This window comes from Streptomyces sp. NPDC001339 (genome assembly GCF_042895955.1).
GTDB lineage: Bacteria > Actinomycetota > Actinomycetes > Streptomycetales > Streptomycetaceae > Streptomyces.
This window is the reverse complement of record NZ_JBIAWT010000004.1, coordinates 633089-656563: the sequence shown is the minus strand read 5'-3', so window position 1 is coordinate 656563 and position 23475 is coordinate 633089. Positions and strand designations below refer to the sequence as shown.

19 protein-coding genes, 1 tRNA gene and 2 pseudogenes are annotated in these 23475 nt (G+C 68.4%); 11 read left to right on the top strand and 11 right to left on the bottom strand.

Going from position 1 to position 23475, the window contains the following annotated elements; all coding sequences use genetic code 11:
* The first annotated feature begins 67 nt into the window (after positions 1 to 67).
* Positions 68 to 541, top strand: a complete 474-nt coding sequence (locus ACFY12_RS15120) for a VOC family protein (protein ID WP_390716213.1) — start codon at positions 68 to 70, stop codon at positions 539 to 541.
* Between the two features lie 603 nt (positions 542 to 1144).
* Here the strand turns inward: ACFY12_RS15120 and ACFY12_RS15115 are convergent.
* On the bottom strand, positions 1145 to 2050 hold the full coding sequence (locus ACFY12_RS15115) for a LysR family transcriptional regulator (protein ID WP_390716212.1): 906 nt from the start codon (positions 2048 to 2050) through the stop codon (positions 1145 to 1147).
* Positions 2051 to 2294: 244 nt separating this feature from the next.
* Here ACFY12_RS15115 and ACFY12_RS15110 point away from each other — a divergent pair, with 244 nt between their 5' ends.
* Positions 2295 to 2732: a 4-oxalocrotonate tautomerase family protein gene (locus ACFY12_RS15110; protein ID WP_390716211.1), complete on the top strand. Its 438-nt coding sequence runs from the start codon at positions 2295 to 2297 to the stop codon at positions 2730 to 2732.
* 33 nt (positions 2733 to 2765) lie between these two features.
* Here ACFY12_RS15110 and ACFY12_RS15105 read toward each other — a convergent pair whose 3' ends face one another.
* Together ACFY12_RS15105 and ACFY12_RS15100 are read right to left on the bottom strand one after the other, a co-directional pair.
* A complete protein-coding gene (locus ACFY12_RS15105; RefSeq protein WP_390716210.1) occupies positions 2766 to 3626 on the bottom strand; it encodes an NAD(P)H-binding protein in 861 nt (286 codons plus the stop codon).
* Positions 3627 to 3846: 220 nt separating this feature from the next.
* Entirely contained in the window at positions 3847 to 4071 is a 225-nt protein-coding gene (locus tag ACFY12_RS15100; RefSeq protein WP_390716209.1) for a hypothetical protein, read from the bottom strand.
* 278 nt (positions 4072 to 4349) lie between these two features.
* On the opposite strand from ACFY12_RS15100, the pseudogene ACFY12_RS15095 reads away from it, so the two are divergent.
* The 3 genes and pseudogenes from ACFY12_RS15095 to ACFY12_RS15085 all read left to right on the top strand — a co-directional run.
* Positions 4350 to 4796, top strand: a pseudogene (locus ACFY12_RS15095) (MarR family winged helix-turn-helix transcriptional regulator); the annotation flags it as partial.
* Positions 4797 to 5021: 225 nt separating this feature from the next.
* Positions 5022 to 7715 (top strand): MFS transporter, encoded by a 2694-nt coding sequence (locus ACFY12_RS15090; protein WP_390716208.1) that lies wholly within the window; start codon positions 5022 to 5024, stop codon positions 7713 to 7715.
* Positions 7716 to 7891: 176 nt separating this feature from the next.
* Positions 7892 to 8734, top strand: a complete 843-nt coding sequence (locus ACFY12_RS15085; RefSeq protein WP_390716207.1) for a YceI family protein — start codon at positions 7892 to 7894, stop codon at positions 8732 to 8734.
* 28 nt (positions 8735 to 8762) lie between these two features.
* Here ACFY12_RS15085 and ACFY12_RS15080 read toward each other — a convergent pair whose 3' ends face one another.
* Positions 8763 to 8975: a DUF397 domain-containing protein gene (locus ACFY12_RS15080; RefSeq protein WP_390716206.1), complete on the bottom strand. Its 213-nt coding sequence runs from the start codon at positions 8973 to 8975 to the stop codon at positions 8763 to 8765.
* Positions 8972 to 9787 (bottom strand): Scr1 family TA system antitoxin-like transcriptional regulator, encoded by an 816-nt coding sequence (locus ACFY12_RS15075; protein WP_390716205.1) that lies wholly within the window; start codon positions 9785 to 9787, stop codon positions 8972 to 8974. The genes ACFY12_RS15080 and ACFY12_RS15075 overlap by 4 nt, the downstream gene beginning before the upstream one ends.
* A 174-nt stretch (positions 9788 to 9961) precedes the next feature.
* Between ACFY12_RS15075 and ACFY12_RS15070 the strand changes: the two genes are divergently transcribed.
* Positions 9962 to 10267, top strand: a complete 306-nt coding sequence (locus ACFY12_RS15070; protein WP_390716204.1) for a hypothetical protein — start codon at positions 9962 to 9964, stop codon at positions 10265 to 10267.
* Positions 10268 to 10836: 569 nt separating this feature from the next.
* A complete protein-coding gene (locus ACFY12_RS15065) occupies positions 10837 to 11217 on the top strand; it encodes a hypothetical protein (protein ID WP_390716203.1) in 381 nt (126 codons plus the stop codon).
* Between the two features lie 361 nt (positions 11218 to 11578).
* On the opposite strand, the gene ACFY12_RS15060 is transcribed toward ACFY12_RS15065, so the two are convergent.
* Both ACFY12_RS15060 and ACFY12_RS15055 read right to left on the bottom strand, forming a co-directional pair.
* A complete protein-coding gene (locus ACFY12_RS15060) occupies positions 11579 to 12418 on the bottom strand; it encodes a TetR/AcrR family transcriptional regulator (protein ID WP_390716202.1) in 840 nt (279 codons plus the stop codon).
* Positions 12419 to 12521: 103 nt separating this feature from the next.
* The gene (locus tag ACFY12_RS15055; RefSeq protein ID WP_390716201.1) at positions 12522 to 14129 is read right to left on the bottom strand and encodes an MFS transporter; all 1608 of its coding nucleotides are present in this window, start codon (positions 14127 to 14129) and stop codon (positions 12522 to 12524) included.
* Positions 14130 to 14385: 256 nt separating this feature from the next.
* On the opposite strand from ACFY12_RS15055, the gene ACFY12_RS15050 reads away from it, so the two are divergent.
* The 3 genes from ACFY12_RS15050 (at position 14386) to ACFY12_RS15040 (ending at position 19020) form a co-directional block, all read left to right on the top strand.
* A complete protein-coding gene (locus ACFY12_RS15050; protein ID WP_390716200.1) occupies positions 14386 to 16536 on the top strand; it encodes a LamG-like jellyroll fold domain-containing protein in 2151 nt (716 codons plus the stop codon).
* Positions 16537 to 17836: 1300 nt separating this feature from the next.
* Positions 17837 to 18079 carry a hypothetical protein gene (locus tag ACFY12_RS15045; RefSeq protein ID WP_390716199.1) on the top strand — a complete coding sequence of 81 codons (243 nt, stop codon included), beginning with the start codon at positions 17837 to 17839 and terminating at the stop codon, positions 18077 to 18079.
* An 11-nt stretch (positions 18080 to 18090) separates the two neighbouring features.
* Positions 18091 to 19020, top strand: coding sequence for a hypothetical protein (locus ACFY12_RS15040; protein WP_390716198.1), 930 nt, complete (start codon positions 18091 to 18093; stop codon positions 19018 to 19020).
* A 62-nt stretch (positions 19021 to 19082) separates the two neighbouring features.
* Here the strand turns inward: ACFY12_RS15040 and ACFY12_RS15035 are convergent.
* The 3 genes and pseudogenes from ACFY12_RS15035 to ACFY12_RS15025 all read right to left on the bottom strand — a co-directional run.
* Positions 19083 to 19412 (bottom strand): annotated as a pseudogene (locus ACFY12_RS15035) (winged helix-turn-helix domain-containing protein); the annotation flags it as partial.
* Between the two features lie 734 nt (positions 19413 to 20146).
* Positions 20147 to 21040: a DUF2797 domain-containing protein gene (locus ACFY12_RS15030; RefSeq protein ID WP_390716287.1), complete on the bottom strand. Its 894-nt coding sequence runs from the start codon at positions 21038 to 21040 to the stop codon at positions 20147 to 20149.
* Between the two features lie 411 nt (positions 21041 to 21451).
* Positions 21452 to 21525: transfer RNA gene (locus ACFY12_RS15025), tRNA-Met, on the bottom strand.
* A 251-nt stretch (positions 21526 to 21776) separates the two neighbouring features.
* Here ACFY12_RS15025 and ACFY12_RS15020 point away from each other — a divergent pair.
* A complete protein-coding gene (locus tag ACFY12_RS15020) occupies positions 21777 to 22454 on the top strand; it encodes a GNAT family N-acetyltransferase (protein WP_390716197.1) in 678 nt (225 codons plus the stop codon).
* Positions 22455 to 22902: 448 nt separating this feature from the next.
* On the opposite strand, the gene ACFY12_RS15015 is transcribed toward ACFY12_RS15020, so the two are convergent.
* Positions 22903 to 23079 (bottom strand): hypothetical protein, encoded by a 177-nt coding sequence (locus ACFY12_RS15015; protein WP_390716196.1) that lies wholly within the window; start codon positions 23077 to 23079, stop codon positions 22903 to 22905.
* Between the last annotated feature and the right edge of the window lie 396 nt (positions 23080 to 23475).

The following is a 23475-nucleotide window of genomic DNA, read 5'->3' as shown; positions in this document are numbered from 1 at the left end:
GCCTTCTGAATGAGCGATGCCTTCCGGCCGGTGTCACCGTCTAAAGAGAGACAGCAGGGAGAAGAACATGCCCAAGATCACCCCCAACCTCTGGTTCGACACCCAGGGCAAGGAAGCCGCCGAGTTCTACTGCTCGGTATTCCCGAACTCGAAGATCACGAATGTCACCTACTACAACGAGGCGGGCCCGCGCCCGTCCGGCACCGTACTGACCGTGGAGTTCGAGCTCGACGGCCAGCCGTACACCGCGATCAACGGCGGCCCCGAGTTCACCTTCAACGAAGCGCTCTCGCTGCTGATCAACTGCGCCGGCCAGGAGGAGATCGACTACTACTGGACCAAGCTCTCCGAAGGCGGCGAGGAGGGCCCCTGCGGCTGGCTCAAGGACAAGTACGGCCTGTCCTGGCAGGTCGCACCGGGCGATATGGCAGGCCTGCTGAACGACCCGGACCAGGAGCGGGCGGCCCGCGCCATGAAGGCCATGTTCGGAATGAAGAAGATCGACATCGCAGCCCTACAGGCCGCCGCGGACGCGGCATAGGCACTGGGCGCTGGTCACTCGTCACTGGGCACTGGGCACGCTGCCCACTGGCGGATCCGGGAAAGAACCTGATCACTGGGATGGGACCCACGGGGATAGGCTGACGCGCGGGACGGGCGTGCTCAACGGCCCGCCCCGCCGCGTACGTACTCGGGGTGCTGAGCTTCGGCCAGCTCGTCGCCGTATCGGTGGTCCTGGCGGCCGCGAACATCGTGTTCCGAGCGGCGAGCGGTCCTCGCCACGTACCGGCTCGAACACACCGCCCCCGACCGTGTCACCCGCACCCTCTCCGCCTGGACCATCACGAGCACCACCACCGCCGCCCTCACCGCCTGCGGGGGCCTCCTCGCCGACCTCACGACCCCCCGCGCCGCCGTCGCCCTCGCCGGTGCGCTCATGTGGTGCACCCCGCTGCTTCTCCTGCGGCTCCGTAACGACACCACGGGCACCACCAGCACCAGCACCAGCACCAGCACCAGCACCACTGAAGCCGCCGACACCACTGAAGCCGGCGGCCCCGCTCCCTCTGGTGCTCCTCAGGCCCCCTGCCCACCGGTCCTCCTCCTGAGGTTCTGCTGAGATCCCTCCTGAGGCCCCTGCTGCTCAACAGCCCAGCGCGGGCGGCGAATTCGGCCTTGGCGACGTCCGGGCCAGATGGCCGACGGCCGACTCGGCCAAAGTGCGGATCGCGGGATGCCAGGGGCGGGCCGGCGGCCCGGTGAGTACGAGGCGACGGGAGGTCCGAGGCTCCAGCGGCAGCAGGACCAGGTCGTCGGAGATCAGGGAGTGCGAGACCTCGGACAGGATCGTCACACCGAGGCCGGCCTGGACCATGCTGATCAGGGTCGCCAGGTCCCGTACCCGGTGCGTCGGCGTGAAGCGCAGCCCGGCCAGGTCATGGATCGCACGGATACGGGCTTCACAGCCGTTGGGCGAGATCAGGAACTGGTCGTCCTCCAAGTCGCGGATGTCGACGGACGGCTCACCCGCCAGGGGATGGTCCCGGGGCAGCAGGGCCCGGTAGTGGTCCAGGGCGAGCTGGATGCCGGGGCCGGGCGGCGGGTCGATGAGGATCGCGGCGTCGGCGGTCCCGTCCTCCAGCCACGACGAGACCTCCGCGCTGTCACCCTCGAAGACCCGCAAGGTGATCCGCGGTTGGTCCTCACACCAGTGCCGGAGCAGAACCGGGACCAGTCCCTGACAGACCGTTGGCGTGGCGGCCAGCCGCACGGTGCCGGTCAGGGTCTCGGTGGCCTCGGCCGCGATCTGCTCCACGGCCTGGGCCCCCGCGAGCGCGATGCGGGCGTGGGGCAGGACCTGTTCCCCGAGTGCCGTGGTCCGGGCCGGTGTGGTGCGTACCAGCAGTGGGGCGGCCAACTCCCTTTCCAGGGAGGCGACGGCGTGCGACACCGCCGACTGGCTCATGCCCAGCTCCACGGCGGCCGCGCTGAAGCCGCCCGCGTCAACGACGGCGAGAAAGGCCCTCAGCTGGGGCAGATTCACGGTCATGAGGCCGCCTCATATGCGTATGACAGCTATGCGTTGGATCTATGGTCGCAGCTCGGCGACGCTTTCTCCGTACCCGCCGGCCCCGGTGCTCCGTACCACCGGCCACACACACCCCGGTGCTCCGTATCACCAGCCGCGCACACCCCGGTACTCCGTACCGCCGGCCGCACGAGCAGGCCAAGCACACGCAGGCCGAACACACGCAGGCCGAACACGCGCAGATCAAGCCACGCAGAGGAGAGACATGCCGTACTTCCGCGTCACCGTCACCGACCCCGACCTGCCGGCCGACGCCCAGCGCGCCCTCGCCGAGGGCCTGACCCAGCTGGCCGTCTCGGTCCTCCGCAAGTCCGGCGCGCGCACCATCGTCCACCTCAACCTCGTCCCGGCCGACCGCTACTTCATCGACGGAAAACCCCTGACCGGCGACCGCGAACACGACCACGATCGCGACCGCGACGCGCACGTGGAGGCCAGCATCACCGCGGGGACGAACAGCGCGGCGGAGAAGGCCGACTTCATCGCCGCAGCCGGTGAACTGCTGACGAACGTCCTCGGCCCGCTCCCCCGGTCCGGCGTCGCACTGCACGAACTGCACCCCGAGAGCTACGGCTACAACGGGGTGACCCAGTTCGACTTCTACCGCCGGGCCGAGGACGCCCCCGAACCCACTGCCCGTTGACCACTGCCCGTTGACCCCTGCCCGCTGAACGACTCAGGAAGCGAAGTCCGTCCGGAAGTCCGTCCGGAAGTCCGCCCGATGGTCCCCGGCCCATGCAGCGAACGTACGCGCCGGGCGCCCGGTGATCTCCTCGACCGTGGACGTGATCTCGGGTTCGGTACCGACCATCTCCGCGAAGGACTTCAGCAAGGCCCGCACGAAGTCCCGCGGCACGTCCGGGAAGAACGTGGATTCCCCCTCCTCCGCCGGAACCTCGACGTAGGTCAGGTCCCGGCCGAGCGCCCGCCCGATGGCCGCGACCTGCCCCGCGTGGGTCACCGCCTCGGGCCCGGTGAGCCGGTGCGCCGCGCCGACGTGTCCGTCGTCGAGCAAGGCACGCTCGGCCACGGCGGCGATGTCGTCCTCGTGGATCGGCGCGCTGACGGCGCCCGCGACGGGGCCGCGTACGGTGTCACCCTCGCGGATCTGCGCGGCCCACTGGAGGGCGTTGGTGGAGAACGAGCCGGGGCGCAGGAAGGTCCACTCCAGACCGCTGTCCCGGACCAACTGCTCGGCCCGCGCATGCATGACGTAGATGGGGTGGGTCTCGTCGGCACCTTCGTCGGCACCTTCCCCGATGATTGACGAGGAGAGCATGACGACGTGTCGTACGCCGGCGGCGCGGGCCGCGTCGAGGACGGTGCCGATGCGCCCCTCGGTCCCCTGCACATGGAGGAAGAGCTTGGACGCCCCCTCGAAGAGCCCGGCCGATTCGAGAGGCGTCACCTCCACTCCCGGGGGCAGGGCGGCCCGCTCCGGATTGCGGCTCACCGCCCGCACGGGCCGCCCCGCGGCGGCGAGACGCCCGACAAGGGCACGGCCGACGTTGCCGGTGGCACCGGTCACTACGATCACTGGATCTCCTCCTGGGCTCGCGCTCGGGCCTCGGGCTGGTCGCCCCGGCTGTTCCCGAGCCTAGGAAGGTTGGTCGGCCCGCCACATCGGCGGAGAGGACCAGCCGCCCCTACATCCCCCGTCCTACGCCCTCAGCGCGGCGATGGCGACGATGGGGCAGCGATGTGGCGATGTGGCGACATGCCGACGACGGCGACGGCGACGGCGACTACGACGGCGACTACGACACCGCCAGCCACACCGCGCCCGCGACGGCCAGGACGGCGACGATGACGCCCAGGATGATGCCCACGCGCGGGCCGGCCGACTGCTGAGGGGCCGGTGCGCGGCGGCCGCCGGCGGCGGCCTGCGGGGTGCCGCCCTCGTCGACGAAGGCTCGGAACATCTGCGTGCTGCCCGCCGGGTCGTAGTTGCCCTCGGCCTGGTTCTGCGGGTTGGTCGCCATGGGGGAGGACCCTAGCGAACTGGGGGGCTGGGGGCACCCCTGGGGCCCTCGGGAGCTTCACGGGAGCGCCACGGGAGCACTCACGGGAGCGCCACGGGAGCACTCACGGGAGCTTCACGGGAGCGCCCTGTGAGCACCGCCGGGAGAGCACCCGGGCCCTTTGTCGGGTTTTTACCTGCACACCACACCAAATCGTTTGCCTTCAGCAACCAATCTTGCCTATAGTTGCTTCAAGCAACAAAGATCAAAGGCAGGGATGCCTGGACCTGGAGGACCCCGTGGCCGCCCACAGTCAGTACGAGGAGCTGGCCCGGCAACTCAGCGCCATCGGAGCCGTCAAGCGCGAGATGGGGCGGATCCTGCCGCAGGACTGCCCGCCCGCCTCGGCCGGCGTACTGACGCTCCTCGACCGGCACGGCGAGATGCGGATGAGTCAGCTGGCCGAGCTGCTGGCGATCGACATGTCCGTGACCAGCCGGCACGTCGCGCACGTATGTGAGCGCGGGTGGGTCGAGCGGAAAGCCGATCCCGAGGACCGGCGGTCGCGGCTGCTGCGGCTGACCCCGAGCGGACAGGAGCTCCTCGGCGAGCTCGCCGAGCGCTACACGGCCGCGCTGGCGCGGTACTTGAGGGACTGGACCGACGACGACATCGGGCGCCTCAACGAGCTGCTGGCACGGCTCCGTACGAGCTTCGGCGACTGCCGGACCCGAGGAGCGCACCACGGAGCCCACCACGGAGCGCACCACCACGGCTCCGACACCCGGCCGACGCACGACGCCCCGCCGACGCACGAAACCCGGGAGACGCACAACACCCGGGCGACGCACAACACCCGGGCGACGCACGACCCCCGGGCGACGCACGACCCCCGAACCGTCCTCGCTCCGACGGACTGAACCACCGAACCACCGAACCACCCGCACACCCGCGAAACGAAAAGGAACGACATGGCTACGACCACACCAGCCGGTGTGCGGGGCGGCCACGCCAAGCATGGAGGCGGCCACAGTGCCTCCAACGGGGCGCCCATGACGCATCGTCAGATCATGGAGGCGCTGTCCGGGCTGTTGCTCGGTATGTTCGTCGCCATCCTCTCGTCGACGATCGTGTCGAACGCGCTGCCGGAGATCATCCACGATCTGGAGGGCGGGCAGAGCGCGTACACATGGGTGGTCACGGCGTCGCTGCTGGCGATGACGGCTTCCACACCGCTGTGGGGCAAGCTCTCCGACCTCTTCAGCAAGAAGCTGCTGGTACAGGTCGCACTGATCATTTACGTCGCGGGCTCGGTGGTCGCCGGGCTGTCGCAGAACACCGGCATGCTGATCGCCTGCCGTGTGGTGCAGGGCATAGGCGTGGGCGGTCTGTCCGCCCTGGCCCAGATCGTCATGGCCGCGATGATCTCGCCGCGGGAGCGCGGCCGGTACAGCGGCTACCTCGGCGCGGTGTTCGCCGTCGCCACCGTCGGCGGTCCGCTGCTCGGCGGCGTGATCACCGACACCAGCTGGCTCGGCTGGCGCTGGTGCTTCTACGTCGGCGTACCGTTCGCCGTCATCGCGCTCATCGTGCTGCAGAAGACCCTGAAGCTGCCCGTCGTCAAGCGCGCGGGCGTCAAGGTCGACTGGGCGGGCGCGTTCTTCATCTCCGCGGCGGTCTCGCTGCTGCTGGTGTGGGTGACGCTGGCCGGCGACAAGTACGACTGGCTGTCCTGGCAGACGGCGGCGATGGTCGGCGGCGCGGTCGTCCTCGGCGCGGTCTTCGTCCTCGTCGAGGCCAGGGCCAAGGAGCCGATCATCCCGCTGCGGCTGTTCCGCAACCCGACGATCACCCTCGCCTCGGCTGCCTCACTCTTCGTCGGTATCGCGATGTTCACCGGCACCGTGTTCTTCAGCCAGTACTTCCAGCTGGCGCGCGACAAGTCGCCGACGATGTCCGGGATCATGACCATCCCGATGATCGGCGGACTGTTCATCTCCTCGACCGTCTCGGGCCAGATCATCACCAAGACCGGACGCTGGAAGGCGTGGCTGGTCTCCGGCGGCGCGCTGCTGACCGCCGGTCTGGGCCTGCTGGGCACCATCCGTTACGACACCGAGTACTGGCACATCGCGATCTTCATGGCGCTGATGGGCCTCGGCATCGGCATGATGATGCAGAACCTGGTCCTGGCCACCCAGAACCAGGTGGCCCCCGAGGACCTCGGCTCCGCCTCCTCCGTCGTGACCTTCTTCCGCTCCCTCGGTGGTGCGGTGGGCGTCTCGGCGCTCGGTGCGGTGCTCGCCAACCGCGTCACCCACTACGTCAAGGACGGGCTGGCCGAGCTCGGCCCCAAGGCCGCCCAGGCCGCCGCGCACGGCGGGGGCTCCAGCGGCGGCGGCATCCCGGACCTGGACGCCCTCCCGGCGCCGCTGCGCACCGTCATGGAGAGCGCCTACGGGCACGGCGTCGGCGATGTGTTCCTGTACGCGGCGCCCTGCGCGCTGCTCGCCTTCCTCCTCACCCTTTTCATCAAGGAGGTGGCGCTGAAGACGCGTGGCGGACTGGCGCAGAGCGGTGCCGCGCAGGGCAGTGCGGAGAGCGCGGGGGCCGGGGCTCCTGCCCGTGCCGCTGCCAGTGCCGCTGCCGCTACCAGTGCCAGTGCTTCTGCCGCTCATGCCGAGCCGGAGCCCGAGCCCGCCCTGGTGGGTGTCGGGGCCGGGGCCGGGACCGGCTCGGACGGCCCGGATCCGGAGCCGTACGGCGACGGGACGGGGACGAAGACACCGCCCTCCTGGGCACAGCCGGCCCGGCTCCCGTCCCAGTCGCTCAAGGCCTACGCCTCGACCGACACCGGAAACGGCACCCCGTCCGACCCTTCCGCCCCCTCCGGCCCATCGGTCCACGGCTTCGTCCGCAACGCGGACGGCAACCCCGTCCCGCGCTCCGCCGTCACACTGATCTCGCTCAACGGGCGTCAGCTGGCCCGCGTGACCGCCCAGGCCAACGGCTCGTACGCGCTCACCGCCCCCGGCGCCGGCTCGTACGTCCTGATCGCCGCGGCCGACGGGCACCAGCCGCAGGCCGCCACGGTCGTCGTCGGCGACCAGCCGCACAGCTACGACATCCTGCTCAGCGGCACCAGCGGCCTCGCCGGACAGGTCCGCAGCGCGGCCACCAGCGAGCCCGTCGACGGCGCGATGGTCGTGGTGACCGATGTCCGCGGAGAGGTACTGGCCACCGGGAAGACCAGCGCCGAGGGCTACTTCGCCTTCGACGAGCTGGCGCCCGGCACCTTCACCCTCGCGGTGAACGCCGCCGACCACCGCCCGGCGGCGCTGCCGATCGAGGTCGGCGGCCAGGGCACGACCCATATCGAGGTCGAGCTGCTGTCCGGCGCGCGGGTGCAGGGCACCGTACGGGCGGGCGGCCGCGACGGGGACCGGCAGCCGCTGGCCGATGCGCGGGTGACGCTGGTGGACGCGGCAGGCAATGTCGTGGCCACCTCCACGACCGGTGAGGACGGCGCGTACGCCTTCACCGACCTGGACGCGGGCGACTACACGGTCATCGCGAGCGGCTACCCGCCGGTCGCCACCGGCCTGGCGGTCGACGCGAGCGGGGTCGACGCCCACGACATCGACCTCACCCACCCCGGGGACTGACCCGGGAGGCTCCCCCTCAGGGAGCACCACAGCCCCGGGCCGGGGCGCGCGTCGAGCGGAGACGCGCCCCGGCCCGGCACCAGGGCTCCGGCGGCGGCGCGGCGCACAGGCAGGGGACGGCCTGCCCGCCGCCGCCCGGAGCCCGACATCTACCAAGCATCGAAACAGGAGACGGAATGCATTCGACGGGCGCGGGAACTGCGGGCGTAAGGGCGCAGGTCCGCACGCGGGACGGCTGGGCCGTACAGCACGCCGTACTGACCGTCACCGACATGACGGGCACGCAGGTGCTGCGCGCGACGGCGGACGAGGAGGGCACTCTCCGCACCGCGCAGCCGCTGCCCGCCGGCCCGTACACGGTCATCGTGACGGCCGTGGGCTATGCGCCGGCCGCGTCCAGCGCGATCGTGACGGCGAGCGGCCGAATGGACGTGGGCACCGTCGTACTGGCCCGCCAGGGCGGAGCCGAACTGCCGCCGCCCGGCACGTGGACGATCGACCCGATGCACTCGACGGTGGCCGCCGTCGCCCAGCACCTGGGCATCTCCAGCGTGCACGGCCGCTTCGCCGACTTCAGCGGCCGGATCGAGATCGCCGAGGACCTGTCGCAGTCGCGGGTCGACGCGACCATCGCCGCCGCCTCCATCGACACCGGCAACGGAATGCGCGATGCCCACCTCCGCAACGAGGACTTCCTCAACATCGAGGCGTACCCACACATCACCTACCGCAGCACGGGCATCTCCCCCGCCGGCCCGGACCGCTGGACGGTACACGGCGAACTGTCCCTGCGCGGCATCAGCCGCCCGGTGGACCTGAACCTGAGCTACCTCGGCACCGGCCCGGACCCCTGGGGCGGCGTCCGCGCCGCCTTCCGCGCCACGGCCGAACTGCGCCGCGAGGACTTCAAGATGAACTACAACCAGGTCGTAGCGGCCGGTATCGCCGCCATCGGCACGACCCTGAAGGTCGAACTGGACATACAGGCGGTACAGGGCGACAGCTTGCCGATGGGCTGAGCCACCCACCCCTGGGCTCGGGGCCGGGTCACGCGGCGGGGAACCCACCCCGCCGCACCCGACGGACGAAGTCCGCCCAGGCATCCGCCGAGAAGTAGATCTCCGGCCCGGGGTTCTTGGAGTCCCGTACGGGAACGGAACCGGCGGGGAGGGCGCCGGGGGCCCATTCGAGACAGTTGCCACCTTCTGGGTTGCTGTAGCTGGACTTGACCCATTGGTGAGAAGCAGGATTCACAGTCACGTCAGTTTCTCCATCTGATCTTTGATCAGGTACGCACTCTCCCGGGCCATAAGCGCTTCGCCCATGAGTCCATCGTATGTACGAACGGCCCTCCGGACCTGCTCAGGATCTTCGACGATGGCTGTTGTACGGAATGCGTCGGCGCATACCCGCGTCACGTTGTGCGGGTCTGTCAGGAGCGTGACCGCGCCGTCGATGAACAGATGCGCCTCCGCATCCAAGGGCAGAACCTGGATCCGCGTCGTCGCCTTGGCACCATGCTTGAGTAGCGCAGCCAGTTGCTCCCCCATGACTTCGCGACCGCCAACAAGCCGACGGATCACCGACTCGCACAGTACGACGTGCACGTCCGGGGGCACGTCGGCCTTCAAGATGCCCTGCCGCGCCATTCGGGCAGCAACGGACGCCGAGATTTCCCCCTCGCTCGCACGAGGATTACCGGCCCGGAAGAGCAGCCGAGCATAGTCCGGAGTTTGCAGCAGTCCGGGCACGACAGTCGGCGACCACTCCCGCACTGCAATGGCTTCCCGCTCCAGCGCCATCCGCCGCCGGTACAGGGCCGGATGAGACCGCGACACGATCTCCTCGTACAGCCGCTTGAACAGCCCATCAGTCGAGAACACCTGGTCCAAGAGCGGTGGCAGGTCTGGTGGAATCGGGCCACGGCACGTTTCCACTCGACTGACCGTGGACCGCGACGTCCGGAGCATACGGGCCAACTGGTCCTGATTCAGCTGTCGTTCCGGGTACAGCTCTCGCCCACTCCGGCACTCCTCGGCGAAGCGCCGCCGAGGATCCTCTTGTTCGTTCATCACTCCCCCTGACCACGTGGCTGATCACGTAAAGCGAGTCGGTGTTCCTGCAGGCCAGCCAGAAGGGCATATGCCTCCCTACTCAACCCACTGATCGAGCACCGAATACGCCCCACGGTACCTATCCCTACTGCACCCTTGTGACCAATCGATCACACCCAGTGAGGAGTTCGGATGGCCGAGCAGGAAGTGGGCGCCCCCGCATGCGCCGAATGCGCCCGTCTCAAGGTGGAGTTGGCGCTCGCCCTCCGCAGCGGCGATCACTCAGGGGCCGTGGACCACCGAGTGCTGCTGCGGCGTCACCCGTGCCACGACGACGTCCCCGCCTCGACATTCCAGCTGTGTGGAGCCACCCGCCCCGAAGAGTGCAACAATCCCCGTCCCTGCGTTCGTACCGAACACCGGGACGGGGACCACGTGGACTGGCAGGGCGTGGCCTGGCCCGCTCCCGAATTCCCCCGGCCCGGGCCTGTCGACTAGCACATCTCAAACACGTCCTAGCACCGCGCCATGACAGGGAGCCGGGCGGGCAAACCATCCAACGTTCAATCAATGACCACCCGCCGAGTCAGGCACACCCACTTCACCGCGGTGCCACCCGCACCCCAGGAGAAGACAAGGCATCGTGGCCGGGGCGGCCGAATTCCACGGCTTCACCCTCCAGTCGACCGCGATGCCAGGTGCAGGGTTTCACCGATTCCCCTGAAACTACTCTCCGCGGCTGGCGCCCGACACAAGGCTGATGAACGTTCAGGATGCATCCAAGTTGCTGCGCCCGCTATCGAGCAGCAACCACATCGAAGTCCCGCCCGTTTCCCCGAAGTTACATAACTGACGCCTCGCCACACGAGCACGCGAATCAACGGTGTGACCGCCTGGCCGCAATGTCCCGTATCTGCGCGCAAGGCACCACACGTCCCAGAAATTAAGCCTTTCTAAGACCCCTTTACAAGCACAGATGCCATTACTACAGTCACCCACGACCGTTTTGCCGCGCTGGTTGTTGACCACAACCACGCGTCTCCCATTTGCAATTCTCGGGGAATTAAGTGAACAAGTTGAGGCAGCGGGCCGTTACCTACGTGCTGGCGCCGGCGGTTATGGCTGGTGGCATCATGACCCTCGGCGCGGGTGTGGCATCCGCTGATGACGGGGCGCCAACCGCCCGTTCCACGCAGGCTCCCATGGTGAACCCCATCGAGGAAGAGCGGTCGATGTGCACCGCGTACAACGACGAGAACGCCTGCGCAGCGCTCATGACCAACACCAAGATGATGGATATCGTCAAGAACTGCTTGGTCAAGGCCGCAATAGGTGGAGCCACCGCGCTGGTGGTCGGCAAGTACGTCAGCAAGGACGCGGCAGAAAAGATCTCAGAGAAGGTGGTGTCGGGTGGCGTGACCGGATGCCTCACGTCACTCGGGACGTAAGAGGGAGTTCCGGTTATGGTCAGCCGAACATTGGCCACGATCGCGCTCATTGTCGCGCTCGTGGTGGCAAACAGGGTTATTGATCCCTTGTGGGGACAGCTTCTCGCCGTAAGCGTCTTGACAGGCATTTACACTCTGGCGATTTCGAAGATAGAACGCTCAGCCAGCCACAATGACAAGAATTCCTAGGTGAATTCGAGGGTCGCCTCATGAGAGGGAAGTGACGAGAACCGGCCGGACTCGTACAGCCCTGTGATGTCATGAACGCCCCCATCACGGACTGCCCATAACAAAGGTCTACGGCGCGTGCGGGCTACCATCACAGGCCCGTACGCGCCGCTCTTCTTTCCTCAAACACGTCCTAGCGCCCCGCGACGCGGGACCGCATCGCCTCGATGCCCGCGATCTGGAGGTCGAGGGCGAAGGTGAAGTCGCGGTCGCGCATCTCCTCGACGGTCCGGCCGCCGCGGGCCTCCATGACCTGCGTGGCGTTCTCCACCGTTTCGGCGAACTCCGGGCGGCCCCGGACCGCGGACATCACCTGCTGGTGGTACTCGTCGACCGACATCCCGGCCTCCGCGCAGCGGGCGTTGAACAGACCCTCGACGGTGGCGAAGCCGTAGACGAACTGGAAGACGGCGGACAGCCCACCGGTGATCTGCTCCATCGACAGCCCGCTCTCCCTCATCACCCCCACGCTGGCGTTGGAGAAGGCGAGGGAGTGCGGGCCGATGTTGATGTACGTGCCCATGAGCCGGGCCACCCAGGGGTGGCCGGTGAGCAGCGCCCGGTACTCGTGGGCCAGGGCCCGCAGATGGTCGCGCCAGTCCCGGGCCTCGCCGGTGCCGCCCCCGTCAGTGCCGTGCTCGCCGGTGCCGCCCCCGTCAGTGCCGTGCTCGCCGGTGCCGGACTCGTCCGGGAGCCGGACCTCGGCCATAACGCTGTCCAGGGCGAGTTCCAGCAGGTCGTCCTTGGTGTCGACGTACCAGTAGACGGACATCGCGGTGACGCCGAGCTCGGCGGCGAGCCGGCGCATCGAGAACTTCGCCAGGCCCTCGGCGTCCAGCAGCCGGACCGTTGCCGCGACAATCTTGTCGAGGTCGAGTCCGGCCGGCTGGTCCGCCTTCCGTTTCAGCGGGGGCCGTTCGGTCAGCCAGACGCTGTGCGGCCGCTTTCCGGCGCGGCCGTCCGTCGCTGCCATGGGGCCCCTTCCTGTCCGTACGGGTACGGGCTGCGCTGGTTTTCCGGTCCGTATCCGTACGGGTTGTTCTCGATGGCGTTCGCGATCACGTACACCGCCGATGCTATTCCGCCACGGCGACCGCCGGTTCCTGGCTCGTGCCCGTGCCTGTGCCCGTGCCTGTGCCTGTGCTCGTGCCCGTGCGCTCGGCCCGGCGCAGCAGTACGGCGGCGAGCAGCCCGCCGAGGAACACCGCGGCCGCACCGACCAGCTGGCTGGTGCCGATGCCGGAGGCGAAGGCGTCCTGTACGGCCGTCCGTTCGGCGTCCGTACGGGTCCTGGCGAGCGCCGCGGGGAGTGACCCGGCGCCCGCGGCGACCAGCGGAAGCAGTGCCACGAAGCGGGAGTTGAGGACCGCGCCGAGGACGGCGACGCCGAGGCCCTGGCCGAACTCCATCAGCGTGCCGTTGACGCCGGCGCCCACGCCCGCCTTGGCCGGCGGGATCGCGGACATGATGGCGTTGGCCATGGTCGGCATGGCGAGCGCGACGCCGACACCCATCACGATCAAGCCGAACAGCATGCCGCCGTAGCTGTGGCCACCGAGCAGCGATATCGCGGCGAGACCGCCCGCGAGCAGCGACATCCCCGAGACGATCATTCCCGGAGTGCCCAGCTTGGGCATCAGACGGACGCCCAGACCGGTGAAGTTGATCAGGATCACCGTCACCGCGAGCGGCGCCATCCGCAGACCGGCGTCCAGCGGGCCGTAACCGAGCACCAGCTGGAGGTGCTGGGTGAGCAGGAACATCGAGCCGCCCATCCCGAAGGCGACGAGGATGCCGCCGGAGACCGCGCCGATGAAGCGGCGGTTCCGGAAGAAGTGCATGTCCAGCATGGGGTGCGGGACGTACAGCTCCCAGCCCGCGAAGAGGGCGAGCGCGGCGATCCCGACGGCGGCGGAGATCACCACCTGTCCGGACCACCAGCCGGCGTGCGGTCCCGAGATGATCGCGAAGACCACCGAACCCATGCCGATCATGGAGAGCAGGGCGCCCAGGAGGTCGGGGCGCTCGCCCTCTCGGCTCTTGGACTCCGGGACGAGGGTGACGACGGACGCCAGTCCTATGGCGGCGACGGGGATGTTCACCAGGAACAGCGAGCCCCACCAGAAGTGGTCCAGCAGCGCGCCGCCGATCAGCGGTCCGGCAGCGAAGCCGAGCGAGTTGACCGAGCTCCAGATGGCAATGGCCCGGGGGCGCTCCGCGTCGTCGAAGATCTGCATGACGACGGCGAGGGTGGTGGTGACCAGCAGCGCACCGCCGATGCCCATACCGGCGCGGGCGGCAATCAGCTGACCGGGGGACTGCGCGAGGGCGGCACCGAGCGAGGCGAGGCCGAAGAGCACCAGACCGACGGCGAGCATCTTCTTACGGCCGTAACGGTCGGCGGAGTTTCCCGCGGTGAGCAGCAGACCGGACTGGACCAGCGAATAGGCGTTGATCATCCACTGGACGTCCGCGGTGGTCGCACCCAGCTCAGTGGTGAGGGAGGGGATGGCGACGTTGAGGACGGTGTTGTCGAGGACGACGGTCAGCTGCGCGACGCAGATGACGGCCAGGATCAGCCAGCGGGCGGCGTGCCGTCCCAGCGGCTGGAGGGTGGGGGTGGTGGAGGCAGGGGTGGTGGTGGAGGAGGGGGTGGGAGTGGCGCCGGAGGCCACGGAGGTCATACGGGCTCCCTGTACGGAACGAGCGGATGCCATACACCGTACAGCGGAGGCTATACGCCGTACAGCTGATTTATCCGCAGGGGTGACGGGGTGGGCCAGCGGAGGGACGGAGGACGGACCGGGGGAGCGACGGAGGACGAACCGGCGGAGGGACGGAGGGCGAACCGGGGACGGGCTAACGAACCGGCATCGAGGCCGACGAACCGACACCAAGATCGATGAAACGGCACCAAAGGCACAAAGAGACAATGTCGCGATGAAGATCATCCACCGGCGCATCCCTCCACGCCACCACTCCTCCTCCCTCCAGAGGAACACGAAGGGAATCCTGCGCGGCATATCAGTCACCGCCCTTACGGCATCCCTCTGCGCCGGCCTCCTCACTCTTCCGGCAGCCCCCGCTGTCGCACTTCCCGGACAGGCGGATTCCCACCAGTGGGAGCTCACCTGGGCCGACGAATTCAACGGCGCCCCGCACCAGCCCGGTGACGCATGGACCTATGAAGTCGGCAACGCGGGAAACTACAACTCCGGCAACAAAGAACTGCAGTACTACACCAAGGACGCGGACAACGCGCAGACCGACGGCGACAACCTCGTCATCACCGCCCGGCGCGGGTCCAAAGGCCTCAAGTGCGCCTACGTACGCGAGGACAACCCTGGTTGGGCGCAGGCCAACGTCTCGGATCCGGCGAAGCGCAAGGAAGCCGACTGCGACTACACCTCCGCCCGCATCACCACGCAGAACGCACCGTTCGCCCAGTCCCGGTACGGCCGTATCGAGTCGCGTATCAAACTGCCCGGCGGAAAGGGCCTGCTGCCGGCCTTCTGGGTACTGGGCACCAGTCAGGGGTGGCCCAACGGCGGCGAGATGGACATCCTGGAATCCGTCGCCAAGCCCGAATGCCTGGTATGCAGCGGACTGATCGGTCCCAACAGGCTTGTCGACCCGCAGTCCGGCGACGCTCGCTTCCGCCACCACTGGCGCAACGGCAGCAACGGCAGTTTCCAGAAGCTGAGCAACAAGCAGCTTTCCGAAGAATTCTACGTCTATGCGATGGACTGGTTCCCGGATCACGTCACCTTCTCCGTGGACGGCATTCCGATCCACGAACAGCACAAAACCGATGCGCCGCAGGGAAGTTGGGTCTTCGACCGGCCATTCTATGTGATCCTCAACCTCGCTGTCGGCGGCGGATGGCCCAAGGACCCGCCCGCGGAGACGGCTTTCCCGCAGAAGATGTACGTGGATTATGTGCGGCTCTACCAGCCCAAGCGGCCTCTGGTGGAGGCCACCGGCACCATTCGGAGCCCGTATGCGGGGGACAAGTGCATCGATGTCCTCGGGGCCTCCACGGCCAATGGCACCCCGTTGCAGACCCTCCACTGCAAGAACAATGCGGCGCAGCGCTGGAGCGTGAAGACGGACGGCACGGTGCGCAGTGCACTCGCGGCGGACAAATGCCTGGACGTTCGGACTTCGGGCACCACCGACGGCACGCCGGTGCAACTCTATGAGTGCAATGGCTCCGTCGCGCAGCAGTGGGTCGCCCAGCAGGACGGCAAACTGCGCAACCCCCACTCCGGCAAATGCCTGCACATCTCCCACGCCTCCACGGCAGAGTCGGCCCGCCTGGAGATCTACCAGTGCATCAACACTCCGGCCGAGGTCTGGACGCTTCCGATATCCGCCGAGTGGCCGCTGCACGACCGGCTCATGGACCCGGCCGATCTCGACAAACCCTCCACTGAACCGATGACCGCGCAGAACGCCAACGGCACGACCCACAAGCTGACTTGCTCCCGCGGCTCCAGCTGGGCGGATGACACCACCAGGGGCGTCTCCGCGCGCTTCGACGGCACCAGCGGTTCCTGCGCCGCGGGCGGGCCGGTGGTGAACACCTCCGACAACTTCACCGTGTCGGCGTGGGTGAAGCTGACCTCCGTCGACCAGCCCTGGAACCGGACCGTCGTCAGCCAGGACGGCCGGCAGACCAGCGGTTTCCACCTCCAGTATGACGCCCAGGCGAAGAAGTGGGCCCTCAAGCGGATGAGCGAGGACTCCGCCTCCCCGCAAGGAAACGCGGGCGTCCTCTCGACGGCACCCGCCGGCACCGAGTGGACGCACCTGACCGGTGTCTACAGCGCCGCCGCGAACACCATCAGCCTGTACGTCAACGGAAAGCCCCAAGGCGCCCCGGTCGGGCTGGCCCTGAAGCCCTGGGAGGCGAAGGGCGCCTTCGCCATCGGCCGAGGCAAGTGGGCCGGGGCCGAGGGTGACTACTTCCCCGGGCAGATCAGCTCCGTTCGCGCCTTGAGCGTCGACCTGTCGCCCGCCTCGGTCAGCGCCATGTACCGGGACGACGTCCACCGGATGAACCTGGCACTGCCCAAGCCCGGCAGCTGAGCGACAGCCTCCGGTGGCCCGCCCCCGTCTAAGGGAAGTGGCAGGCCACCGGAGGCCGAAGGCACAACCGCTGGTCGTGCTGTGGGCGGGCTTCGCTGCAACAAAGACCGCCCGATCCCCTGTTGTGTCGAGTGGCAACGGCCGGGGAGACCGCGATCATAGGCCGCGCCCGCGGGCAAGGCGCGGCAGCAGAAACGTTCCGGGATGCACCGCTGTGGGCCCCTGCAGCAGTCAGTTGTTGGCTGCGGCAATCAGTTGTTGGCTGCGGCAGTCAGTTGTTGGCCGCAAGCTGCAATCGATCTCGAATAAGCCCGACGCACAGGGGCCGGCGAGGGAGCTTTGCCACCTACTCCGCTTACCCCACTCGCTCCGCCTGCTCCACCTGCTCCGCCAGCTCCACCTGCTGATCGGTGGCGGGACAGGCGCACGAAGGGAGTCGGAGTCGGAGTCTGTGCAGGCCAGGGCACTGGGCAGACCAGTGGAAAAGCCGGGCTCGATCCACCCCGTGACATGCGGCCGGAGGGCATACGGGTGCCCAGCGTCGGCGTGCCGTCGAAACGGGGGAGCTCCGGCGCAGGGTGCGGCAGGAGACGCGCAGACGTCCTGCTGCGACGGACGGAGTCCCGGAGCAGGCCGGCGGCGGCCTGCACACACTCCCCCGCCGTGGTACCAACCCGTCTGCCCCGGCCCTGAGTGCCGCCGCGCACCAGCCGCAGCCACACCACGCCCCATGATGCCCGCCCAGCGCCAACAAAAGGGGTACCAGGCCGGCCGCAGAGGCAAGGACCAGGTCTTCTCGCATCATTCCCGCTACTGGTGCCATGTCAGCCGGTACCGCTACTGGTGCCATGTCAGGTCCCTCCCTCTCGCTCGACTGGAAATCTTCAGATGGAGATCTTGGAGATCTTGGAGATCACGGGGATCTCCGGCCGCGTTCCCCGGTCGCCCCTCGGTCGTCCCCCGGTCCCGCGGACAATCGGCACGGTGGCCTGGGTGTTGCTGTCCCCTGACTCTGGTTGTTTCATCCGTCCCAGACAAGGCTTCCCGGCGGGCGGAAGTGGGACCTCGCCAGTCACCGCGAAACACCCGGTGTCCGGCGCCCCTGATGGCCTGGGACTTCGTCCCGACGGCCGGTCACGACGAGGCGGGACACGATGAAACGGGGGAACCGGAACTGGCTTTACCGCGTGGGTGCGGGGCAGGAAGGTGTCCGATGAGGCTCTGGATCCTCCGGCTCTGCAAGGCCGGGGGATCCTCGTATACGGGCCTCGCGTCGAGTGGCAACGACCGAGGAGAACAAATGAACAAACGCGCGTCCGCGCACGCCTCGTGCGTGCAGCGTCCGGCCAGGAGTAGCAGCCCGCTGCTGCCGGCTCCGGCCGTGGTCATCATCGTGGTGGTCCTGGGCCTTACCGCTGGACTGGCGGCCTGGGGGCAGCACTTGGAGACCGTCATCGCGACGATCACCGTCGGCAGCCTGCTGTCGGTGGAGCTCATCCGCCGGACGGTCGCCGTGTTCGCCGCACACCGCGTACGCGTATAGGGGAGAGCGTCATGGGGTGCGACACCAGCGCCCTGGCGACGCACACCCCCGCAGCTGAGCTGGCGCAGTGGCTTCGGTCACTGCGCCGGCGCTCGGGGGTGAGCTATCGCCAGATGGCGCGTCTTGCGACTCTCCAACCTGACCAGCCGGTCCCTCACTTGCGGTTCTTCCAAGCCGACCGTGGCAACCGGCTGCCCGCCTGGGCGGTCGTCCAGGACTACGTCCGGGTGTGCGGCGGCGACGTACGGCACGCCGAGCGCCTGTGGAAGAAGGCACACACCGCTACCGCCACACCGGGCGCCCGGCCTCGGCGCCGCCGTACCGTGCTGCCACCGCAGTACATCTGCGAACCGATCGAACTGCTCGACGCCATGCGCGCTCTGCGGTTCGCCCACGGCAACAAGACGCTGCGGGAGCTGGAGCTGGCGGCCACCGAGAACGGCGTCAGCTTCCTGCCGCGCAGCTCTCTGGGCGCGGTCCTCAGCGGCAAACGGATGCCGTCCAAGGCCCTGCTGCTCACCTTCGTGAGGGTATGCGGAGGAGTGGAACCCGGAACTCCCCAGGCCCTGCTATGGGAGCAGGCACGCGAACGCGCCGACGCTCACCGGCGCGGGCGCCCCACACCCACCATCGGACAGAGAGCACAGACACAGACAGCACAGACAGCACGGACAGCACGAACAGCGCAGACAGCGATGACAACGAAGATCGAGCAGACAACACAGATGGAGCAGATCGAGCAGACAGCGCACGGACCAGAGACAGACCCACAACCGGCGGCACCGGGCGCCGTACCACGCCGCCCCAGGACGGTGACCGTGACCACCGCTCACCGGGCCGGCCGACCAGCCAGGTCGGCACAGTGGCGGCGATGGGCAGGCCGACTGCTGCATCAAGTCCTTCCGCCGGACCCACACCCAGTCGCCCCACACGGAAACTGACCCGCCCATGGGAGCGCCGTCCGTGCCGCACAGGCCGGGCGGTGCTCCTCCCGCCTGCCCACCTACTCCCCCGGCTTGATCAGGTAGCCCGCCCCCCGGCGGGTGTGAATCATCGGTGCCCGCCCCGCGTCGATCTTCCGCCGCAGATACGAGATGTACAACTCCACGACGTTCGCCTGCCCCCTGAAGCCATAGCTCCACACCCGGTCGAGGATCTGCGTCTTGCTCAGCACCCGGCGCGGATTGCGCATCAGGTAACGCAGCAACTCGAACTCGGTGGCCGTCAAATGAATCTCCTGGCCGTCCCGCCACACCTCATGACTGTCCTCGTCGAGCACCAGATCGCCCACCGTCAGCCGCGCATCGCTCCGTCCGGCCGTCGCTCCAGCCCGTAGCAACCGCTCCGACTGCTGCGTGGACGCACCCCTGGACGACGCGGCCGAGCCCGGCACACGGATGGACGCTGAGGACAAAGAGGTCACGGTCATACCGCTGACCTTGGCTCACCCCCGTGAGAACTCCCTTGCACCTTCCTGTGAATCTCCTGAGAACGCCCCTCCTGCCCCCTCCCGAAAATCCCCCTACAGAAACCCTCAGAAACCCTCCATAGCCTGGCTCCTCCAGCTCCCGAACCCCCCTTAGTTCTCCCCCGATCCCACCTGCACGGCCCCCGAATTCCTGTCCGCGACCGGCCTGGGCCGCCCCCCCCCGCGCGGTCCAGGTCGATCACCACTCCCCAAGCATGGCACCCACCACTGACAATCACCCCGACCTGCGCTTTCTCTCCCTCTACACCTGATCACCCCCGGAGCCGGAAGCCTCCTCCAACCCCGAACAACCGCGCCGCATTTCCGTAACACACGCCTCGTATCTCGTAGCCACTCCTCCCCCATCCCCATCCGCGTCAGCGCCTCCAGCACATGGGCGTACCCGTAGGGGATGTGACTACTCCCCCTCGTAAACGAGGGGACTTAAGTGCATATGCACATCGATCAGCCCCGGCAGCCCCAACTCCTGCCAGAACGCCGCGACCTGCTCATCCCCCTCCGCCACCCCGTCCCCCGTCTCCTCGCCCCGTCTCCTCGCCCCCTCGCCGTGCCGCTGTCCCTCACCCTCCCCCAGGCCGTCAGAACAGCCCCTCCTGCCTACCTTCCCGTCGAGCTTCCCCCCTCCCGCCCTGACTCCCCTGCCGATACCCCTGCCGATCGTGCCGAGGGGCCTGCCGCTCCCCCACCCCACGCACTGCATCCCGCACCGGGACAGTCGTCGTCCGCCCCGTAGCCGCCCCCAGCGCCCACCCCGACAACATCCACGTATCCAGCACCGCAACCGCCCCGCCGGCGCCCTCCGTCCCCGCCAGCCGCAGATACACATCCGACCCCACCCCGGTCAGCACCTCCCCCACGATCTCCGCACCCGCTGTCAGTCCGCCCAACTCCACCGCCTCGCACGGAATCCGGTCGAGGCCGAACAACTCCGTATGGTCCGTGCAGGCGAACTCCACGGGCGTCAGCGTCTCGGGCCAGCCCACCAACCCTCGTGCCGCATCATGCAGTTGGGCGAGCTCGGCGATCCGCTCGGACACCGGCGGCAGCCCCCCGCGCGCCGCCCGCTTCGCCGCCTTCCCGAACCGGTCGGGCACCGCCAGCGCGCTCCCCAGCAGCGCCTCCGTCCGCCGCGCCGCCATCAGGGGCCCGCGCCCCAGCCACGCGTACGCCACCGCCCCCTGCTCCACCAGGCGCGCCGGCCCGCGCTCGACCGCCGTGATCCCCACCTTGAGCAGACCGGGGCCGAAGTACGCGAGGTAGACGCCGTACGGACGCGGATCGTCGGCCATCGTGTCGGCGGCCACCGACCGCGAACGGTCCAGCTGGGCACAGCGCGCACACTGATCCTTGGCGCTCGCCCCGTCGAGCACCGCCGCATACGGGCACACGATCCAACGACCGGCCCGCCGCACCCCCAAGCACCGCCGCTCCCCCAGCGCGGCGAACGCCAGCCGCTTGCCCACGGGCAGCATGCTGACGCGCGCCTCCCCGCGCTCGACGCAGTACCAGCCGAGCCGCTGCGCGAAGCGCCCCTCCGGCCCCGACTCCGACTCCGGCCCCGGCCCCGGCCCCGGCACCGGTCCCATCACCGCCACCGGCCTCGGCACGGCCTTCACTCCCGCCGCGGCCTCGGCACCTGACCTGTCCGCCGACCTATCACCTGACCAGCGCGGCCCCGTACATCGCCACACCTCGCCAGCGTACGACCCCCCACTGACACAGAGACCGCAGAGCCCACAGAGAGCCGCAGAGAGCCGCAGAGAGCCAGAGAAAGTCGCAGGGAGCCAGAGAGAGCCCAGAAAGCCCAGAAAGCATAGGCAGCATAGGCAGCGCAAAAAGCCGTAGGCCCAGCGGACATCAGTCCACTGGGCCTACGGCATCAGTAGCGGGGACAGGATTTGAACCTGCGACCTCTGGGTTATGAGCCCAGCGAGCTACCGAGCTGCTCCACCCCGCGTCGGTAGCCCTCACCTTACGCGACTGCCACCCATACGCCTAATCGTTTCTCCCGCCCAGAGGGACGGGCTCTGAGAACAGCGTCACGTAGCGGGGGGGGAGGGGCGGGCCGGGTCACCGGACCCGACCGGCAGTGGCGCATTCTCTCCACCTCACAGCCGCACATCCCGGAAGTGGCCCTACTGTCCCATAACAGCCCAACATCGCAATCCCGACGCGTACATCCCGCACGTCACGGAGCGGAGGCCACCCATGACCGGGAACCACCACGCCACCCCAGAAGCCGGCCCCGAAACCAGCCCCGAAGCCACGACGCCCGCCGAGATCATCGTCCGGCCGGCCACCCTCGAAGACGTCCCCCGCGCCGTCCGGACACTGGGCCAGGCCTTCGCCAACTACCCATGGACCCGGCACACCGTGGACGCCGCCGACCACATACACCGCATGGAGCGCTTCCAGGAGCTCTTCCTGACCCGTGTCGGCCTGGCGCACGGCCGCGTCTGGGTCGCCGACGACGGTGATGCGGTAGCCGTCTGGACGACCCCGAAAACGGTGGACACCGACGCCGTATTCGCCGAACTCGCACCGGAATTCGCCGTATTGGCGGGCGACCGCCTCAAGGCATACGAGGAGGCAGAGGCAGCCCTCCTGCCGCACCGGCCGACCGAACCGGCATGGTTCCTCGGCACCATAGGCGTCACCCCGGACCGCCAGGGGAGCGGCCTGGGCCGAGCGGTCATCCGGCCGGGCATCACCGCGGCGGAACAGGAGGGCGTACCGGCCTACCTCGAAACCTCCGACGAAGGCAACGTCCGCTTCTACGAACGCCTCGGCTTCCAGATCACCGCCGCCCTCCACCTCCCCGGCAACGGCCCCCGCACCTGGTCCATGCTCCGCCTCCCCACAAACCCCACACCTCCACAGCCATGAGCCATGAGCCATGAGCCATGAGCCATCACCCATGATCCAGTGATCCAGTGGACGGCTGCGGCCATGCATGTGGGGACGGTGCAGATTCGGGGGGCGGGTCGTTGAGTGATCTCACGGTGAAGGTGCCCAAGCCTCGCCGTCGCCGGATCAAGCCTTGGCCGGCGGCTGACCCGGTTGCTGCATTTCACTGCTGCACGGCACGCAACGGCATGAACGGCACGACAAAGCCCCCTCCGGACGATCCCGGTGGGGGCTTTGACCTGCTGTGCGCTCGGCAGGATTCGAACCTGCAACCTTCTGATCCGTAGCTCTATATAAATCGGCCGTTTTTACGGTCATTGAGGCTGCTGCCCGGGCTTTGAGGGCCACTGCAGGGCGTAAGCGGTTGCTGCGGTTGCTGTACTTCGCTGCTGTACAGCTCATCTCGCAGGCTGTGCCACTAGGACCATCACTTGCCCAGCGAGTCACGCAACGAGCTGATCACTCGCCCCAGCCGTTCGTTAGCCTCGGTAGGCAGATCCGGGATGGGAGCGCCGGCGGCAATGTGCTCACTTACAAGCCACAGCACCTCGTGCAGATCCTCGGCGCTGGCGCGGTCGAGGCGCAGAACAATGTCATCCGGCATGCCAGCAAGCTATCCGACGCGCCACCGTGCGGGTCCACTGTCGAGGGAGCCAGCTACTGGGAACCGGGCCGTGTGGGCTGACCACCGCTTTAGGAGCGAGGTTGGCCAGATGCTCGGGTAACCAGCGGCTTTGCGGTCTCGGGCGCGTCTGGCGCTGAGTGCCGTACCGTACCGCGGTTCCCCGTGAGACCCCGCCCGTTCTGGCACGAGAGTGGCACGGCCCGCAGACCGTGCCACAGGCCCTCGTTGCGAACTACATGCGGAAAGGTTGGTGGGGCCATCCCGGCTGATCACCCGGCCTATAAGGGGCAACGACAGTCGCCGGAAGTCGTCACGGTTGCTGCACTTCACTGCTGTACAGCTAGATGCCGAGCTGGGCCCCCGGGGAGGCGTATA

Bases quoted from the DNA above. Each gene is read 5' to 3' on its own strand.
- ACFY12_RS15085 (WP_390716207.1), top strand. From the start codon at position 7,892: ATGCATTCGACGGGCGCGGGAACTGCGGGCGTAAGGGCGCAGGTCCGC.
- ACFY12_RS15030 (WP_390716287.1), bottom strand. From the start codon at position 21,040: ATGCTGCCCGTGGGCAAGCGGCTGGCGTTCGCCGCGCTGGGGGAGCGG.
- ACFY12_RS15120 (WP_390716213.1), top strand. From the start codon at position 68: ATGCCCAAGATCACCCCCAACCTCTGGTTCGACACCCAGGGCAAGGAA.
- ACFY12_RS15050 (WP_390716200.1), top strand. From the start codon at position 14,386: ATGAAGATCATCCACCGGCGCATCCCTCCACGCCACCACTCCTCCTCC.
- ACFY12_RS15070 (WP_390716204.1), top strand. From the start codon at position 9,962: ATGGCCGAGCAGGAAGTGGGCGCCCCCGCATGCGCCGAATGCGCCCGT.
- ACFY12_RS15115 (WP_390716212.1), bottom strand. From the start codon at position 2,050: ATGACCGTGAATCTGCCCCAGCTGAGGGCCTTTCTCGCCGTCGTTGAC.
- ACFY12_RS15040 (WP_390716198.1), top strand. From the start codon at position 18,091: ATGGGGTGCGACACCAGCGCCCTGGCGACGCACACCCCCGCAGCTGAG.
- ACFY12_RS15060 (WP_390716202.1), bottom strand. From the start codon at position 12,418: ATGGCAGCGACGGACGGCCGCGCCGGAAAGCGGCCGCACAGCGTCTGG.
- ACFY12_RS15075 (WP_390716205.1), bottom strand. From the start codon at position 9,787: ATGAACGAACAAGAGGATCCTCGGCGGCGCTTCGCCGAGGAGTGCCGG.
- ACFY12_RS15055 (WP_390716201.1), bottom strand. From the start codon at position 14,129: ATGACCTCCGTGGCCTCCGGCGCCACTCCCACCCCCTCCTCCACCACC.
- ACFY12_RS15020 (WP_390716197.1), top strand. From the start codon at position 21,777: ATGACCGGGAACCACCACGCCACCCCAGAAGCCGGCCCCGAAACCAGC.
- ACFY12_RS15100 (WP_390716209.1), bottom strand. From the start codon at position 4,071: ATGGCGACCAACCCGCAGAACCAGGCCGAGGGCAACTACGACCCGGCG.
- ACFY12_RS15045 (WP_390716199.1), top strand. From the start codon at position 17,837: ATGAACAAACGCGCGTCCGCGCACGCCTCGTGCGTGCAGCGTCCGGCC.
- ACFY12_RS15015 (WP_390716196.1), bottom strand. From the start codon at position 23,079: ATGCCGGATGACATTGTTCTGCGCCTCGACCGCGCCAGCGCCGAGGAT.
- ACFY12_RS15110 (WP_390716211.1), top strand. From the start codon at position 2,295: ATGCCGTACTTCCGCGTCACCGTCACCGACCCCGACCTGCCGGCCGAC.
- ACFY12_RS15090 (WP_390716208.1), top strand. From the start codon at position 5,022: ATGGCTACGACCACACCAGCCGGTGTGCGGGGCGGCCACGCCAAGCAT.